14 protein-coding genes are annotated in these 16,721 nt (G+C 65.4%); 5 read left to right on the forward strand and 9 right to left on the reverse strand.

Annotated elements, in window-relative coordinates; genetic code table 11:
• Positions 1-67: 67 nt before the first annotated feature.
• From HU825_RS07505 to HU825_RS07540, 8 genes are all read right to left on the reverse strand, one after another.
• The gene (locus tag HU825_RS07505; RefSeq protein WP_008568271.1) at positions 68-1,990 is read right to left on the reverse strand and encodes a PrkA family serine protein kinase; all 1,923 of its coding nucleotides are present in this window, start codon (positions 1,988-1,990) and stop codon (positions 68-70) included.
• A gap of 269 nt (positions 1,991-2,259) precedes the next feature.
• Complete coding sequence (glpE, locus tag HU825_RS07510; RefSeq protein ID WP_156716181.1) at positions 2,260-2,592, reverse strand: thiosulfate sulfurtransferase GlpE; 333 nt, start codon at positions 2,590-2,592, stop codon at positions 2,260-2,262.
• The gene (locus HU825_RS07515; protein ID WP_043298889.1) at positions 2,589-3,416 is read right to left on the reverse strand and encodes a symmetrical bis(5'-nucleosyl)-tetraphosphatase; all 828 of its coding nucleotides are present in this window, start codon (positions 3,414-3,416) and stop codon (positions 2,589-2,591) included. The genes glpE and HU825_RS07515 overlap by 4 nt, the downstream gene beginning before the upstream one ends.
• Positions 3,413-3,796 carry a Co2+/Mg2+ efflux protein ApaG gene (gene apaG / locus HU825_RS07520; protein WP_043298891.1) on the reverse strand — a complete coding sequence of 128 codons (384 nt, stop codon included), beginning with the start codon at positions 3,794-3,796 and terminating at the stop codon, positions 3,413-3,415. The genes HU825_RS07515 and apaG overlap by 4 nt, the downstream gene beginning before the upstream one ends.
• 27 nt (positions 3,797-3,823) lie before the next feature.
• Positions 3,824-4,618, reverse strand: a complete 795-nt coding sequence (rsmA, locus tag HU825_RS07525; protein WP_102828980.1) for a 16S rRNA (adenine(1518)-N(6)/adenine(1519)-N(6))-dimethyltransferase RsmA — start codon at positions 4,616-4,618, stop codon at positions 3,824-3,826.
• A gap of 170 nt (positions 4,619-4,788) precedes the next feature.
• Positions 4,789-5,778, reverse strand: a complete 990-nt coding sequence (pdxA, locus tag HU825_RS07530; RefSeq protein ID WP_234303231.1) for a 4-hydroxythreonine-4-phosphate dehydrogenase PdxA — start codon at positions 5,776-5,778, stop codon at positions 4,789-4,791.
• Positions 5,779-5,862: 84 nt separating this feature from the next.
• Positions 5,863-7,170 carry a peptidylprolyl isomerase gene (locus HU825_RS07535; RefSeq protein WP_054094502.1) on the reverse strand — a complete coding sequence of 436 codons (1,308 nt, stop codon included), beginning with the start codon at positions 7,168-7,170 and terminating at the stop codon, positions 5,863-5,865.
• On the reverse strand, positions 7,151-9,904 hold the full coding sequence (locus tag HU825_RS07540; RefSeq protein ID WP_156716184.1) for an LPS-assembly protein LptD: 2,754 nt from the start codon (positions 9,902-9,904) through the stop codon (positions 7,151-7,153). Before HU825_RS07540 ends, HU825_RS07535 begins: the two co-directional genes overlap by 20 nt.
• A 128-nt stretch (positions 9,905-10,032) precedes the next feature.
• On the opposite strand from HU825_RS07540, the gene HU825_RS07545 reads away from it, so the two are divergent.
• Genes HU825_RS07545 through HU825_RS07555 form a run of 3 tightly spaced genes read left to right on the forward strand, consistent with a single transcriptional unit; the run spans position 10,033 to position 12,484 of the window.
• Positions 10,033-11,052, forward strand: coding sequence for an aminoglycoside phosphotransferase family protein (locus tag HU825_RS07545; protein ID WP_234303232.1), 1,020 nt, complete (start codon positions 10,033-10,035; stop codon positions 11,050-11,052).
• Positions 11,049-11,717, forward strand: coding sequence for an N-acetylmuramate alpha-1-phosphate uridylyltransferase MurU (gene murU, locus HU825_RS07550; protein ID WP_054094469.1), 669 nt, complete (start codon positions 11,049-11,051; stop codon positions 11,715-11,717). Before HU825_RS07545 ends, murU begins: the two co-directional genes overlap by 4 nt.
• Complete coding sequence (locus HU825_RS07555; protein WP_043298901.1) at positions 11,717-12,484, forward strand: DnaJ domain-containing protein; 768 nt, start codon at positions 11,717-11,719, stop codon at positions 12,482-12,484. Before murU ends, HU825_RS07555 begins: the two co-directional genes overlap by 1 nt.
• Positions 12,485-12,491: 7 nt before the next feature.
• On the opposite strand, the gene HU825_RS07560 is transcribed toward HU825_RS07555, so the two are convergent.
• Positions 12,492-13,544, reverse strand: coding sequence for a DUF3530 family protein (locus HU825_RS07560; protein ID WP_234303233.1), 1,053 nt, complete (start codon positions 13,542-13,544; stop codon positions 12,492-12,494).
• Positions 13,545-13,640: 96 nt separating this feature from the next.
• Between HU825_RS07560 and HU825_RS07565 the strand changes: the two genes are divergently transcribed.
• Positions 13,641-16,058 (forward strand): PAS domain-containing sensor histidine kinase, encoded by a 2,418-nt coding sequence (locus HU825_RS07565; RefSeq protein WP_234303234.1) that lies wholly within the window; start codon positions 13,641-13,643, stop codon positions 16,056-16,058.
• Entirely contained in the window at positions 16,055-16,684 is a 630-nt protein-coding gene (locus HU825_RS07570) for a response regulator (RefSeq protein WP_234303235.1), read from the forward strand. Before HU825_RS07565 ends, HU825_RS07570 begins: the two co-directional genes overlap by 4 nt.
• The last annotated feature ends 37 nt before the right edge of the window (positions 16,685-16,721 follow it).

The following is a 16,721-nucleotide window of genomic DNA, read 5'->3' on the forward strand; positions in this document are numbered from 1 at the left end:
TGCAGACCGCAAGCCTGCGCGGCCGGTCAGGTGCACCGTCCGCGCGGGCTGGCGAGCTGGGGCCGTGTTACTGCGATTTACGCACCCGCAGATACCATTCCGACAACAGGCGAACCTGCTTCTCGGTATAGCCACGCTCCACCATGCGCACCACGAAATCGTTGTGCTTTTTCTGGTCTTCCTTGCTGGCCTTGGCGTTGAAGCTGATGACCGGCAGCAGGTCCTCGGTGTTGGAGAACATCTTCTTCTCGATCACCACGCGCAGCTTCTCGTAGCTGAGCCAGGATGGATTCTTGCCGTTGTTGTTGGCCCGGGCGCGCAGCACGAAGTTGACGATCTCGTTGCGGAAATCCTTCGGGTTGCTGATGCCGGCCGGTTTCTCGATCTTCTCCAGCTCCTCGTTGAGTGCGCCGCGGTTGAGAATCTCGCCGGTTTCCGGGTCGCGGTATTCCTGATCCTGAATCCAGAAATCGGCGTACAGCACGTAGCGATCGAAGATGTTCTGCCCGTATTCGCTGTACGACTCGAGGTAGGCGGTCTGGATCTCCTTGCCGATGAACTCGATGTAGCGCGGCGCCAGGTATTCCTTGATGTAGCGCAGGTAGCGCTCGCGCACCTCGGCGGGGAACTGCTCCTGCTCGATCTGCTGTTCGAGCACGTAGAGCAGATGCACGGGGTTGGCCGCGATCTCGTGCGGGTCGAAGTTGAATACCTTGGAGAGGATCTTGAAGGCGAAACGGGTCGACAGGCCGTTCATGCCCTCGTCGACGCCGGCGGCATCGCGGTACTCCTGGATCGACTTGGCCTTGGGGTCGGTGTCCTTGAGGTTTTCGCCGTCGTAGACGCGCATCTTCGAGTAGATGTTGGAGTTTTCTGGCTCTTTCAGGCGGCTCAGTACGCTGAACTGCGCGAGCATCTTCAGGGTGTCCGGCGCGCAATGGGCCTGGGCCAGCGAGCTGTTGATCAGCAGTTTGTCGTAGATCTTCACCTCATCGGTCACGCGCAGGCAGTACGGCACTTTGACGATGTAGATGCGGTCGATGAAGGCCTCGTTGTTCTTGTTGTTGCGGAAGGTGTGCCATTCCGATTCGTTGGAGTGGGCCAGCAGGATGCCGTTGAACGGGATCGCGCCCAGCCCCTCGGTGCTGTTGTAGTTGCCTTCCTGGGTGGCCGTCAGCAGCGGGTGCAACACCTTGATCGGCGCCTTGAACATTTCGACGAATTCCATCAGGCCCTGGTTGGCGCGGCACAGCGCACCCGAGTAGCTGTAGGCGTCGGCGTCGTTCTGCGGGAATTCCTCGAGCTTGCGGATATCCACCTTGCCGACCAGTGCGGAGATGTCCTGGTTGTTTTCGTCGCCCGGCTCGGTCTTGGCCACGGCGATCTGGTTGAGAATCGACGGGTACAGCTTGACCACGCGGAACTGGCTGATGTCGCCGCCGAACTCCTGCAGGCGCTTGGTCGCCCACGGCGACATTATCGAGTTCAGATAGCGCCGCGGGATGCCGTAATCCTCTTCGAGAATCTGCGCATCCTCAGTGGGGTTGAACAGCCCCAGCGGCGACTCGAACACCGGCGAACCCTTGATCGCGTAGAACGGTACGCGCTCCATGAGCTGCTTGAGTTTCTCGGCCAGCGAGGACTTGCCGCCGCCCACCGGGCCAAGGAGGTAGAGAATCTGCTTCTTCTCTTCCAGGCCCTGCGCGGCGTGGCGGAAGTAGGAAACGATCTGGTCGATGCAGTCTTCCATGCCGTGGAAGTCCTCGAACGAGGGGTAACGGCGGATGACCTTGTTGGAGAAGATCCGCGACAGCCGCGGGTCGGTGGAGGTATCGACCAGCTCGGGCTCGCCGATGGCCATCAGCAGCCGCTCGGCGGCAGTGGCATAGGTCCTCGGGTCCTGCTTGCACAGATCGAGATATTCCTGCAGCGAGTATTCTTCCTGGCGGGTCGCTTCGAATCGTTGTTGGAAGTGACTGAAAATGCTCATGACTTCACCTCGGTCGATGCACGGAGCCGGCGTTGTCATCAGGCATCCTGGAGCCCGGCCGAAAAGTGCGGCCAGTGGAGTTCCCCCGAACACCTAATGGTCGAAACCTGATTCTGGAAGCCGCGTAAGGCTTCAGTTCTTGGATGGCCTGAACTCAAGGATAGTTCGGATTCGGCGCAGCGAAGGGCGAGGGCGGCATTTTCCCGGTACGCGATGCCGCCGGGACGCTCGGAGGCCGCGACTGGCGCGGCGTGAAGGCTGGGATTTATTTACGCGGGTTCGTCGCCGCGCTCGACGTCCAGTGGGAACGTGGCACGCCAGAGTTCAAAGCCACCGTCCAGGCTGTAGACGTCGGAGAATCCCTGGTTGGCCAGATAGGCCGCGGCGCTCTGGCTCGAATGGCCGTGGTAGCAGGTGACGATCAGCGGATGGTCGAAGTCGGCGGCGGCGATAAAGTCCGGCAGCGAATGATTGTCCAGATGTGTCGAGCCGCTGATGTGGCCGCTGGCGTAGCTGTGTGGGTCGCGGATATCGACCACCACGGCGCCGGCGGCGCGCATCTGCTGGGCGGTGTCGGGGGAAATGCGCTTGAAGTCGGTCATGCTGCGGTTCCATGGTCGCAATCGCAGCGCAGGAGTTCTTCGCTGTCGAGGTTCATGAGGGTCATGGCGTTGCCCCAGACGCAGCCGGTGTCCAGGGCGAATACGTTGGGTTCGTCGCAGTTGCCTTCCAGCGCCGCCCAGTGGCCGAAGATCAGCTTGACGTTGCGGGTCTTGCGCTGCGGGTGGCTGAACCAGGGCGCGAAGCCTTTCGGTGCGCTGTCCAGGCCTTCCTTGCTTTCCAGCTCCAGCGTGCCGTCGGCTTTGCAGAAACGCATGCGGGTGAAGTAGTTGGTGATCAGGCGTAACCGCGGTACGCCGTGCAGGTCCTTGCTCCACTTGGCGGGCAGGTTGCCGTACATGCCGTCGAGAAAGGGCAGCAGCATCGCGTCGTCCTGCAGCGCCAGCTCGACTTCAGCCGCACGCTTGAGGGCTTTCTCCAGCGTCCACTGCGGCGGAATGCCAGCGTGCACCATCGCGGTGTGGCGCTCGGCGTCGTAGTGCAGCAGCTTCTGTCGGCGCAGCCAGTCGATCAGGTCGGCGCGGTCCGGGGCGTCGAGGATCGGTCTGAGCGTGTCGGATTTGCGCAGGCGCTCGATGTCATGTGCGATCGCCAGCAGGTGCAGGTCATGATTGCCCAGCACGGTGATGGCTGAGCCGTCCAGATCACGTACGAAACGCAGGGCTTCGAGCGATTGCGGGCCGCGGTTGACCAGATCGCCAGCCAGCCACAGGCAGTCGCGCGAGGGGCTGAAGTCGACCTGCTCGAGTAGGCATTTGAGGGGTTCGAGGCAACCTTGCAGGTCGCCGACAGCATAGGTGGTCAATGCAGTGCTCCGGGTGCGGCGAGGCGGAACGGCGCGATGGGGGCCGTGAAAGCGTGGCCATCCTCGGCGCGCATCTCGTAGCTGCCCTGCATGCTGCCGACCGGCGTCGCCAGCAGGGTGCCGCTGGTGTAGACGTGCCGCTCGCCCGGAGCAATCAGTGGCTGCTCGCCGATGACGCCGGCACCACGGACTTCCTGCACCTTGCCGTCGCCATCGGTGATGATCCAGTGTCGCGCCAGCAGCTGCGCCGCCACCTCGCCAGTGTTTTCGATCGTTACCGTGTAGGCAAAGGCATAGCGGTTTTGTTCCGGCTCGGACTGCGCAGTCAGATAGCGGGGCGTGACGCTGACGTCGATGCGGTAGCGGCGGTCTTCGGTCATGGCGGACTCGACTCGGTAGGCGCGCCGCTAGCTGCGTAGCGCGAGTTGATCGGAGAGACGGACGAATGCGGCGAGGTCGAGCTGTTCGGGGCGCAGGCCACCGTCGACCTGCGCGGCCTCGATGGCCTCGGCGTCGAGCAGACCCTTGAGCGTATTGCGTAGCGTCTTGCGGCGCTGGTTGAAGGCTTCGCGTACCACCCGCTCGAGCTGACGGTGGTCGCGTGCCGGATGCGGCAGCGTCTCGTGCGGCACCAGACGGACGATGGCCGAATCGACCTTGGGCGCAGGATTGAACGCGCCCGGACCGACGTTGAACAGATGCTCCACGCGACAGTGGTATTGCACCATGATCGACAGCCGGCCCCAGTCACCGCCACCCGGTTCGGCGGCCAGGCGCTCGACTACTTCCTTCTGCAGCATGAAGTGCATGTCACGGATCAGCCCGGCGTGCTCGAGCAGATGAAAGATCAGCGGGGTGGAGATGTTGTAGGGCAGGTTGCCGACGATACGCAGGCTGGCCGGTTCCTGGCTCAGGCGGGCAAAGTCGAACTTCAGTGCATCGCCCTGGTGCAGAGTGAAATTCTCGCGCCCGGCGAATTTGCTCTGCAGGATGGGTATCAGGTCGAGGTCCAGCTCGACCACGTCCAGGTGCGCGCCGCTGTCGAGCAGGCCTTCGGTGAGTGCGCCCTGGCCGGGGCCGATCTCCACCAGCCGTTCACCCGCCTTGGGATGGATGGCGCGCAGGATGCGATGGATGACGCCGGCATCGTGCAGGAAATTCTGGCCGAAGCGCTTGCGTGCGCGGTGTTGGTAGTCGGACATAGCGGCAGCTCCAAGCCTCAAGCTGCAAGCGTCAAGCAGGAGCCGAGAGCGGTAAGGCAAAGGCGGGCAGTTTAACAGTGAAAGGCGGTGCCGCTGTAGGCGGTCCGCCCGCTCCGCACGGAATCAGGTGCGCTAGGCGTGACATCCACCTGCAGCGCGCAAGCCTTGGCTCAGCTCGGGCTGACCATCTGGTAGGCCGTTTCCAGGGCCACTTGCAGACTGCCGGTATCGATCCGCCCGGTGCCGGCCAGGTCCAGTGCGGTGCCGTGGTCGACCGAGGTGCGCACGATCGGCAGGCCGAGGGTGACATTGACTGCGGCGCCGAAGCCCTTGTACTTGAGCACCGGCAGGCCCTGGTCGTGATACATCGCCAGTACCGCGTCGCATTGATCGAGGTGCTTCGGGGTGAACAGCGTATCGGCCGGCAGCGGACCGATCAGGTTCAGCCCTTCGCCGCGCAAGCGTTGCAGCGTCGGTTCGATGATCTCGATTTCCTCGCGGCCCAGGTGCCCGCCCTCGCCAGCGTGCGGGTTGAGCCCGCAGACCAGAATGCGCGGCCGGGTAATGCCGAACTTGCCGACCAGATCGGCATGCAGGATGCGCGCGACGCGGGTCAGCCGCTCGGCCGTGATCGCCGCGGCGACCTCCTTGAGCGGCAGGTGGGTAGTGACCAAAGCCACGCGCAGGCCGCGCGTGGCGAGCATCATGACGACCTGTTCGGTATGGGTCAGCTCGGCGAGAAATTCGGTATGGCCGGAGAAGGCGATACCCGCCTCGTTGATTACGCCCTTGTGCACGGGGGCGGTGATCATCCCGGCGAAGTGACCGTCGAGGCAGCCCCGCCCGGCGCGGGAAAGGGTTTCCAGCACATAGAGGCCATTCCGGGCGTCCAGATGGCCGGCCGTCACCGGCGCGGCGAGTGGAGTATCCCAGACATACAGACTGCCGGCCGGCGCCGGAGCGCTCGGCCAGGCGCCGGGGCCGACATCGAGCAGCGCGATGTCCAGTCCCAATTGCCCCGCGCGTTCGGCCAGCAAGGTGCGGCTGGCGATGGCGATAAGTGCTTGTGGCTGGGCCCGACGCGCCAGCAGCAGGCACAGGTCGGGGCCGATGCCGGCAGGTTCTCCGGGGGTCAGGGCGAAGGGACGCGAAGGGGACATGGGGGCCTCGAAAAAAAACAGTGGCGCAAAAAAAAGGGTGACGCACCGGTCGGTCCATCACCCTGGGTACTTCCGGCTATCAGCTTAGAGCTTGATTTCCACGTACGCCTCGTCACGGATCTGGCGCAGCCAGGCCTGTAGCTCGTCGTCGTATTTACGGTTGCGCAGCAGATTAAGGGCCTGCTGCTCGCGGAACTCTTCGCTGGTGTCGGTGGCGCGACGCCCCAGAACTTCCAGGATGTGCCAGCCGAAGGGCGACTGGAACACCGGAGACAGCTGGCCGCTGGCGGTATTGGCCATCACTTCACGGAATTCCGGCACCAGAGCGGCCGGATCGATCCAGTTGAGGTCGCCGCCGTTGAGCGCCGAGCCCGGATCCTCCGAGAAATTCTTCGCCAGTTCGGCGAAGTCTTCGCCAGCGACGATGCGCTCGCGCAGACGTTGTACCAACAGGCGCGCCTCGTCGTTGCTGCGGATGGCGCTCGGCTTGATCAGAATGTGGCGAACATGCACCTCGTCGCGCACCTGGGTATCGCCGCCGCGTTTTTCCAGCAGTTTGAGGATGATGAAACCCGGTGGTGTGCGTACCGGACGGGTGAATTCACCCACCGCCAGTTCGCGCACGTCGCTGTCGAACGGCGGTGGCAGCTGGGCGGCCTTGCGCCAGCCCATCTCGCCGCCTTCCAGGGCGTTTTCGCTGGCCGAGCGGGCAACCGCCAGCTGGGCAAAGTTGGCGCCTTGCTGAAGCTGCTCGTAGGTTTCGTTGGCGCGTCGCTCCGCCGCCTGGATGGTGGCCGAATCGGCACCCTCGGGCACCGCGATGAGGATGTTGGCCAGCCGGTACTCTTCGGACAGTTGGAGCTTGCCCAGGTCCGAAGCTAGGAAGTTGCGTACTTCCTGGTCGGAAACCTGTACACGCTCGGCGATCCGCCGTTGCCGCACACGGCTGATGATCATCTCGCGACGTATCTGCTCGCGCGCCGTTTCCAGGCTCAGGCCATCGTTGGCCAAGGCGTTGCGGAACTGCTCGAGGGTCATGTTGTTGCGCTGGGCGATGGTGCCCATCGCCTGGTTGAGCTCTTCGTCGGAGATACGGATGCCCGAGCGCTCGCCGATCTGCAGCTGCAGGTTCTCGGTGATCAGGCGCTCGAGCACCTGCTGACGCAGGACGTCCATCGGCGGCGCATCGGCACCGCGCTTGTCGATGGTCTGCTGGACCTCGCGGATGCGCTGTTCCAGCTGGCTCTGCATGATGACGTCGTTGTCGACGATGGCGACCACGCGATCCAGCGGCTGTACCTCGGCGCTTGCGAGAGGAATCAGTGCAGCGTTGCCCAGCAGCAGGGCGCCCGCCACGAGCGGGCGCAGGTAATCAGAAAGCTTGGTCTTCACGTTCACGGTAGCCTTGAATGCCTTCGTCGAGGAATGTTTCGGTCGCATTGCCGACCACGCCACCCAGTCCCTTGAGCACGATCTGCAGGAAGATACCGGTGTCCGGCTCGTCGTTGAGATCGGGGTTGAGGCTGGTTTCGTCGTAGTCGATCCAGTAGCGGTTGATCAGCCGCAGCTTCCAGCAGCAGCTGTCGTACTCGAAGCCGCCAAAGGCTTCCAGTGTGCGGCTGCGGCTGTAGTCGTGCTGCCAGCGCCCGATGACGCTCCACTGCGGGACCACCGGCCAGATGAACGAGAAGTCATGCTGGTTGATCTTGTAGTAGTCCTTGATGTAGTTCGGCTGGCCGGGTCGTCCATAGTCCCCGCCATAGGTCCATTCGCCGGTCGCCTGATCGAAACGCATGGTGTCGTTGCGATAGCGATAGCCGATATTGACGATCTTGTTCGGGTTGTCCGCCGGCTGGTAGTGCCACATGGCGCTGCCCGAGCGGGTACGCCCCTCGTCCGGATCCCAATTGAACGTCGAAGTGAAGTTCCAGTCGCGGTTATAGCGATACATGTATTCCAGCGCGTATGGCGAAACCGACGACGTTGCGCTGGCGCGCGTGCGGTAATCAATGCCGCGCAACTGGACCTTGCGATCTTCGAAGTAGAACGCCTGGCCGATGCTGAAGCGCTGCCGCTCGAAGCCGTTGGATTCGATCCAGCGGTTGGTCACGCCCAGCGATACCTGATTGGCGTCGCCGATACGGTCACGGCCAGAAAAGCGGTTCTCGCGCCAGAGCGAGGAGTAGCTGAAGCTGCTCTCGCCCGTGTCGAAGATGGGAATATCTGTCTGATCCTCTTCCGGCACATAGAGGTAGAACAGCCGCGGCTCCATTGCCTGCCGGTAGTCCTTGCCGAACCACTGCGTATCGCGATCGAAATACAGGCCGCTGTCGACGCTGAAGATCGGCACGCCGCGATTCTGGTTGCGATCGAATGATTCGTAGGCGCCCAGAGTGCGCTGCCCGGTCGCGTCGAGATCCAGATCGTACTGGGTGTACGCGTATTTCAGCGATGGCTTGACGAAGCCCCAGCTCCAGTCCAGCGGCAGGCTGACGCCCGGTTCCAGATGGATACGTTCGCCTTCGGCACGCGTCAGACCGCGCAAACGATCGTCGTACCAGCGTTCCGGATTGCCGTCTTCGTTGATGAAATTGCCGTCACGCAGGTTGCGCTGGAAGCTGACGAACTCGGTCTTGTAGGCGAAGTTCAGGCCGCCCGGCTGGAACGGCAGGCGTCCATCGAGGGTCAGCTGCGGCAGGCGCTCATAGGGCGTGATGTCGGCCACCGTGGCACGCTCGTAACCGTGGACATTGAGCCTCGCGGTATAGCTGTCGCCGCGCCAGGTCAGGGTACCGCGCTGATCGAGGTGGTCGGGCTGGTTGATGCCTAGATTCGTGTCCAGGTCCTGGAAATAGTACGGATCGCTGAGGTCGGTGTAGTCCACCTCGGCGAGCAGGCGTGAATCCAGGCCGCTGCGGTTCTGCCAGCTGTACATCCAGCGCTGGTCTTCGTACTCCGACTGCAGTTTGCGGTCGTCGTTGCTGTCGTCCAGGTAGGCGGCACCGATCTGGCCCTCGCTACTGCGGGTCAGGTAGCGGAATTCGCCTTCCATCAGCAGGCCGCGATCGGTCATCAGGTGCGGGTAGAGCGTGGCGTCGAAGTTCGGCGCCAGGTTGAAGTAGTAGGGTGTCTGCAGCGACAGGCCGGTGTCGCTAGAGGAGCCGATGCTCGGCGCGAGGAAGCCGGACTGGCGGCGATCGTCGATCGGGAAATAGATGTACGGGGTGTAGAACACCGGAACGTCCTTGACCCGCAACGTCACGTTGGTGGCCGAGCCGAAGCCGGTGGCCGGGTTCAGCGTGACGTTGTTGCCCTTCAGGTGCCAGCTGTTCTCGCCCGGCTCGCAGCGGGTATAGGTACCATCCTTGAGGCGGATGATCGCGTTCTCTTCGCGTTTGGCGTACAGCGCGCTGCCGCGCACCTTGCCCGAGTGCACGACGTACTCGGCGTTCTCGACCTTGGCTTCACCGTTATCGAGGAAGATCTCCGCGCGGTCGCCGACCATCAGGGCGTTGCGATCACGCAGGCGAACGTTGCCGTTGAGTTCGCCGCGGTTCTCCAGCTGATAGAGACTGGCTTCGTCAGCTTCGGCCTGCATGCTGCCCTGGCGCAATACGACATCGCCGGCCAGGGTGGCGACTTCCTGTTCCTGCTCGTAGCGGGTCGCCTTCGCGGAAACGTAGGTGGGCGCCTCGCTCATCGGCGTGTCGTCGAGCTTGCCCGGACGGTCGGGTTCGACGTAGGTGCCGGCGCAGTAGGGGCCGGTTTCGGCGAGCTGGGCGGCCGTCAGCTGATCGCGCGGCACCCAATCCAGATGGCTGTAGTCGGCACTGCGCGAGGCCAGGGCACGGCCCTTGCTCTCCGTCACCAGTTTGGCGCTGGTGTCTGCCTTGCCATCGCTGGCAGCGATCGCCTCGGCGCTATCGGTGGCGGCCTGATTCGGCCGGGGCGGCAGTTTGGCGGTCGGAGTGCTGGTGGCGCATGACCAGCCACCACCGGCGCCGGGTTGGCAGGCAAACTGCTCGGCAGCCAGCAGCATCGGAGCGGTCATCGGCTGCATCGCCAACAGGCCGCCAGTCATCAGAAGAGGGAATTTTCTACGAAACGCGGGATATTTGACTGCCATCTTGTTCTGGGGTCCGTGCTTGCGGCGAGCCATCGTCCGGCTGAGCCGCACGCCTCTCGATGGGCTGAGAAAGATGCCGGATAATAAAGCATGACCCGCCTATCGGCTAGCGCCGTGGAGACCGCCCGATGCCTCACCAAGATCACCGCCTGCAGCACGTCCGCACCTGGCTGGAGCAAGAACTGCCTGCCCTGTTTGCCGCCAACGGCTGGGGTGACGTGCCAGCCGCGCAGCTGACCGCAGCCAGCAGCGATGCAAGCTTTCGCCGCTATTTCCGCTGGGAGGGCAATGGCCGCAGCCTGATCGTCATGGACGCGCCACCGCCGCAGGAAGACTGTCGCCCGTTCGTCAAAATCGCCGGCCTGTTGGCGGCAGCCGGCGTGCATGTACCGCAGGTGCTGGCGGCGGATCTGGAGCGCGGCTTCCTGCTGCTGAGCGATCTCGGCCGGCAGACCTACCTGGACGTGATCGATGCGGATAACGCCGATCGGCTGTTCGCCGACGCCATCGACGCACTGCTGACCTTTCAGCGACAGCCGCTGCAGGTGCCGATGCCGCTGTACGACGAGGCGCTGCTGCGGCGCGAGCTGCAGCTGTTCCCCGAGTGGTACGTGCAGCGTCATCTCGGTTGCACCTTCGACGATGGCCAGCAGCAAGCCTGGGAGCGCGTCTGTGGTGTGCTGATCGACTCGGCACTGGCACAGCCACGGGTGCTGGTGCATCGCGATTACATGCCGCGCAACCTCATGCTCAGCGAGCCGAATCCAGGCGTGCTGGATTTCCAGGACGCGGTGCTCGGCCCGGTGACCTACGACATCACCTCGCTGTTCAAGGATGCCTTCGTCAGCTGGCCAGAAGCACGCGTGCAGGGCTGGCTGCGAGACTACTGGCAGAAGGCGCGCGACGCCGGAATCGCCGTGCCCGACAGCTTCGAGGAACTGCAGCGTGCCAGCGACCTGATGGGCGTGCAGCGTCATCTCAAGGTGATCGGCATCTTCGCGCGCATCTGTCATCGTGACGGCAAGCCGCGTTACCTGGCCGACGTGCCGCGCTTCTTCGCCTACATCGAGACGGTGCTGGCGCGGCGCCCGGAGCTGGCCGAGCTGGCCACACTGCTGCGTAGCCTGCCGGCGGAGCCGCGCCCATGAAGGCGATGATCCTCGCCGCCGGCAAGGGCGAGCGCCTGCGGCCGCTGACACTGCATACGCCCAAACCGCTAGTGCGAGCCGCCGGTGTGCCGTTGATCGAATACCACGTGCGTGCGCTGGCGCAGGCGGGATTCGCTGAGCTGGTGGTCAACCATGCCTGGCTCGGCCAGCAGATCGAGGATTACCTGGCTGATGGCGCGCGTTTCGGTGTGCGCATTCGCTATTCCGCCGAAGGCGAGCCGCTGGAGACGGGCGGCGGTATCCAGCGTGCGCTGCCGTTGCTTGGCGAGCAGCCGTTCGTGGTGGTCAACGGCGATATCTGGACCGACTTCGATTTCACCGCGCTGCGCCAGCCGCTCAGCGGTCTTGCCCATCTGGTGCTCGTGGACAATCCGGCGCATCACCCGCAGGGCGATTTCTGTCTGCTCGATGGTCGGGTGAGCGAGGGCGGTGCAGCCTCGAAGCTGACCTACAGCGGTATGGCCGTGTTGCATCCGGCACTGTTTCGCGAGTGCACGGCCGGCGCCTTCAAGCTGGCCCCGTTGCTGCGCCAGGCGATGGCGAGCGGACTGGTGACGGGCGAGCATTACCGCGGGCGCTGGGTGGATGTCGGCACCCATGAGCGGCTGGCCGAAGTTGAGCACCTGCTCGGGGCGCGCTGCTGATGGTCTGGCCGCTCACGGCGCTGGGAGCGCTGATCGGTTGGCTGCTGGCGAGCATTCCCGGCGCGCTGCTCGGCGGATTGCTCGGCCAGATGCTGGATCGCCGCTTCGGCTGGACGTCGTGGGCGGGGCTGCGCGAACGGCTGGCGAGCCGCGACGAGATGCGCGGCAACGAGCTGCTGTTCTTCTTGCTCGGGCGTCTGGCCAAGAGCGGCGGGCGTGTCAGCGAGGCGCACATACAGGCGGCACGGACGGAGATGCGTCGTCTGCGTCTGGACGGTGCGGCCCAGCGCGCGGCGATCGAGGCGTTCTATCGCGGCAAGGCCAGCGACGTGGCCTTGCGTGCTCCGCTCGCCCGCCTGCGCCAGCGACGCGAGGAGGCGGCACGCTTGCTGGAAGCCTGCTGGCGCATGGCGCGGGCCAACGGACAGATGGGCACGCGCGAGCACGAGCTGATCCTCCTCTGGGGCAAGTGGATGGGCTGGGACGGCGCCGCCGTAGCGGCACTCGATCACGCTGCGGCACGCGGTCAGGAAGCGCCGATGAGCCGGGCGGGTGCTTATGAACAGGCGCTGCGTCTGCTCGGCGTGCGCCACGATGCCGATCCGGCGACGATCAAGCGCGCCTATCGGCGCCTGCTCAGCAAGCATCATCCGGACAAACAGGCTGGCGCTGGCGCCAGTCCGGCCGCCGTGCGCGAGGCCACCGAGCGCACGCGCGAATTGCATAGCGCCTACACGCTGATCCGCGAGCGTCGCGGTTTCCGCTGATTGCCCCTCAGCGCGGCGGCTGACGATCCAGCCAGCCGCGTACGCGGCGCACCAGTTGTTCTTGCGCGCCGTAGCGATCGGCCGCCAGCGCCGGCAGGGCGACCTGACGATAGTCCGGATGGTCGGCGCGCCGCGCCGCGTTGCGTCGTTGCAGCGCCGCCGATCGTTCATCGGTATGGAAGTCGCCCACCGCGGTCGGTAGCGCCGACAACAGGTCTTCCAGCGACTGCTCGGCCGATGCCGGTCGTTGCGGGTCGATCACGATCAGCTGGCGGATGTCTTTGGGTTGATCCTGCGCCAGGTACCGGCTCGCCCAGTAGGCCCCGGTGCCGTGACCGACGAGCACGATCTCCGCCGGCTTCGCGGACCGTGCATGCTCGACCGCGGCGGCGAGGCGCGCCTGCATGTGCTCGACGTGGCTCGCAGGCACGGCGTCCTCTTCCGGCGGCGTCGGCGCCGCGGACGGCTCGTCATCGGCGGGGGCGGTCTGCTCGGGCAGATAGCCGGCGCTGGCGGGCTGCGCCGCGGCTTGCTCGGCATCCGCATCCGCATCCGCATCGGCATCGGCATCCGCGTCGTCCCCGGCCGCATCGGCTTCTGCCGCGTCCTCGGCTGGTGCTGGGGTGGAGGCTTGCGCGGGCGTCGTCAGGCGCGCCAGCGGATCCGCCATTGCATCGGTGGGCGTAAGGCTCAGAGTATGCCAGCCATGCTCGGGGAGCGTTCGGCGCAGCGGCGCGACGACACGTGGCCAGTCCGCAGTTTCGCCTTCGCTCGGCACGATGATCAGCACCCCGCGCGGCTTGGGCGTATTCGCTGGTTGCCAGAGCGCGAGAAAGACGTCTTCGCTGCCGAGCTGCAGTTGCGCGGCTTGGTCGAGCTGTCGGCGCAAGCCTTCGGCCTGAGCGGCGCTGCGCGGCTGCACGGCTGATCGTGGCGTGGCCGGGGCTTCGTCCGCCGGTTTCTGCTGTGGCGGCTGCGGCTCTTGCGCAGGGCTGATCCGTGGCGCAACGCCACCAATGGCAAGGCCGAGCACCAGCGCGAAAGCAGGCACGCGACGCATGGAGTGTCTCCCGTATCGAGGCCGGAGCCATGCTGGCGCCGGCAGGGTTTATGCATTACAACAGCGTGTCGGCACGCCCATCGATTGCGTGAATATATGCTTGCTTCCACCCTGCGCCGCCTCGTTCTGTTCGTGCTGCTTTTGCCCTTCGCCGCGCATGCCGCGCCGCAGGACGAGGGCGCGCGAGCCTGGCTGGATGGTCAGCGCGAGTGGCGCGTCGGGGTGGTGATGGGCGCGCCCTATGCGGAGTATGACCAGCGTCAACGGCGCCTGTCAGGCTTCCATGTGCAGCTGATGGAGCAGATCGCCGCACAGTTGGGGGTGCGGTTGCATTGGCGCCGCTTCGACGATGAGGCCGCGCTCGAGACCGCCGCCCGTGACGGACTGATCGACGTGGCGCCCGGTCTGCGGCAGACACCGGCCGGCCTGCGGCTGTGGCGCTACAGCGACCCGTTTCTGCGCATTGCACGCCTGCTCGTCGGCGACCGCGACGGCCCGCGCGCCATCGACCTCGAGCTGCTGCACCCCAGCGAGCTGATCGCCGCCGAGGGGCCGGGCTCGGTCACCGAATTTCTTGCCGCCAACTACCCCAACATCACCGTGCTGACTGCGGCCAGCCAGGCCGATGCGCTGCGTCAGGTGCTGGAAGCCAAGGCCAGCTACGCGGTCGTTGACGAGCCGCTGTTCGGCCGCCTGTCGCAGCAGATCGAGTACGCCCCGCTGGTGGTGGTCGGCGATCTGGGCAGCCCGCAGCTGCTGCGCATCGCCTCGCGGCGCGACAGTCCCGAGCTTGCGGCGCTGCTCGACAGCGCCATACGCGAGTTCCCGGCGCGGGAGTTCGCGCAGCTGCAGGAACAGTGGCTCAAGCCGCGCAGCATCGATCTTGGTCGAGAAGTCGGCTACTGGCGCAGCCTCAGCTTGCTGCTGGGCGTGCTGCTGCTGATCTGCCTGCTGATGTTCGGCTGGCAGCGCCATCAGCATGGCCTGCTGGAAACCCGGCTGAAGGCCGCGCGGCGCGACATCGAGCTGCGCGAGGCCGCCGAGGAGTCGCAGCGGCTCACGCAGTTCTGCCTGGATCACAGCACCGTCGGCATCCTCTGGCTGAACTGGGACAGCCGCGTGCGCTACGCCAACCAGGCGGCCGAATCGCTGCTTGGCTATGCCAGCGGCGAACTGCTGGATTGCCCGCTGGATACGCTCGATCCGACGCTGCGAATGGAAGCCTGGCTCGAGCGCTGGCGCGCCGCGCGCACCGGCGAGAACGACCGCCAAGTGCATGAATGCGAGTGGCAACGCGCCGATGGTCAACGCTTTCCCGCGGCGATCACTTACAGCTTCCTGCGCTTCGGCAGCCGCGAGTATCTGGTGGTGTTTCTCGCCGACGTCACCGAGCGCCGTCGCGCCAGTGCGCAGCTGCAGGAAAGCGAGGCGCGGCTCAAGGCCATGGCTGGCAACGTGCCGGGGCTGGTGTTCCGCCTCGAGCGCGAGGCCCCGCAGGGCGCGGTGCGCATTGCCTATATCAGTGAGGCCAGCCAGCGTCTGGTGGGTTATTCCGCCGAGCGCCTGCTGGAGCCGGAGCGGGGTATTCGCAGTCTGGTGCATGCTGACGACGAGGCCGACTATTGGGCCAGCCAGCAGCTGGCGCTGGAACAGGGTAAGGACTGGCGCTGGCAGGGACGCATCCTCAACCGCGACGGCGAGGTGCGCTGGGCCGATATCCGCGCCTCCGTGCGCGGCCCGGCCGATGGCCGCCAGGTGTGGGACGGCATCGTCTGGGACATCACCGAGAACAAGCGCATCGAGCTGGAGCTGGATGCCTCGCGCGCGCAATTGCGTCAGCTGGCCGCGCACCTGGAGACGGTGCGCGAGGAAGAGAAGGCGCACATCGCCCGCGAGGTGCACGACGAGCTGGGTCAGGTGCTGACCGTGCTGAAGCTGGAAACCTCGATGTGCGAGCTGGGCTTCGCCGAGCTCGATCCGGCGCTGGCGCAACGCCTGGACAGCATGAAGCGGCTGATCGCCCAGCTGTTCCAGCGGGTGCGCGATGTCGCCACGGCGCTGCGTCCGCCGATCCTCGACGCCGGCCTCGCCTCGGCGGTGGAATGGCAGGGGCGGCGTTTCGAGGAGCGCAGCGGCGTGGCCTGTCTGGTTGAGGTGCCGGAATGTCCGCTGCCGCTGGGCAATGCCAAGGCCATCGGCCTGTTTCGCATTCTGCAGGAGGCGCTGACGAATGTGATGCGCCATGCCCAGGCGCAGACGGTCAGCGTGCAGCTGACGGTCGAGGACGACATGCTCTGCCTGCGCGTCGGTGACGACGGCTGCGGTTTCGCCGAGACGGCGCGCGGACCGGGCAGCTCGTTCGGCCTGGTCGGCATGCGCGAGCGGGTGCAGATGCTCGGCGGGCAGCTCAGCATCGACAGCCAGCCCGGCCGGGGCACCACCATCACCGCGCGGGTGCCACTGGACTCCGCGCCGCTTTCATCAGCCGCCAGCACGGGAGCACTGTCGTCATGATCAGGGTCATGGTCGCCGAGGATCACACCATCGTCCGCGAGGGCATCAAGCAGCTGATCGGCATGGCCCACGACATGCAGGTGGTCGGCGAGGCCGCCAATGGCCAGCAGTTGCTCGACCAGCTGCGGCAGGTCAGTTGCGACGTGGTGCTGCTGGACATCTCCATGCCCGGCGTCAACGGCCTCGAAGCGATCCCGCGGATTCGCGCGCTGAACCAGCCCCCGGCGGTGCTGGTGCTGTCGATGCACGACGAAGCGCAGATGGCCGCGCGCGCGCTGAAGATAGGCGCGGCCGGCTACGCGACCAAGGACAGCGAGCCGGCGCTGCTGCTCACCGCGTTGCGCAAGGTCGCCGGTGGCGGGCGCTACATCGATCCGGCGCTGGCCGACCGCATGGTCTTCGAGGTCGGTCTGACCGATTCGCGACCGCCCCATGCGCTGCTGTCCGAGCGCGAGTACTCGGTGTTCGAACGCCTGGTACAGGGCGATTCGGTGAACGACATCGCCGGCAAGCTGGCGCTGAGCAGCAAGACCATCAGCACCCACAAGGCCCGCCTGATGCAGAAGCTGGCCGCGCACTCGGTGGCCGACCTGGTGCGCTACGCCCTGGAGCACAAGCTGGTCTGAGCGCCGCCCGCCGACCCGTCTGTAGGGCGTTCCCTAC

It is taken from the genome of Pseudomonas phenolilytica (assembly GCF_021432765.1).
Lineage (GTDB): Bacteria > Pseudomonadota > Gammaproteobacteria > Pseudomonadales > Pseudomonadaceae > Stutzerimonas > Stutzerimonas phenolilytica.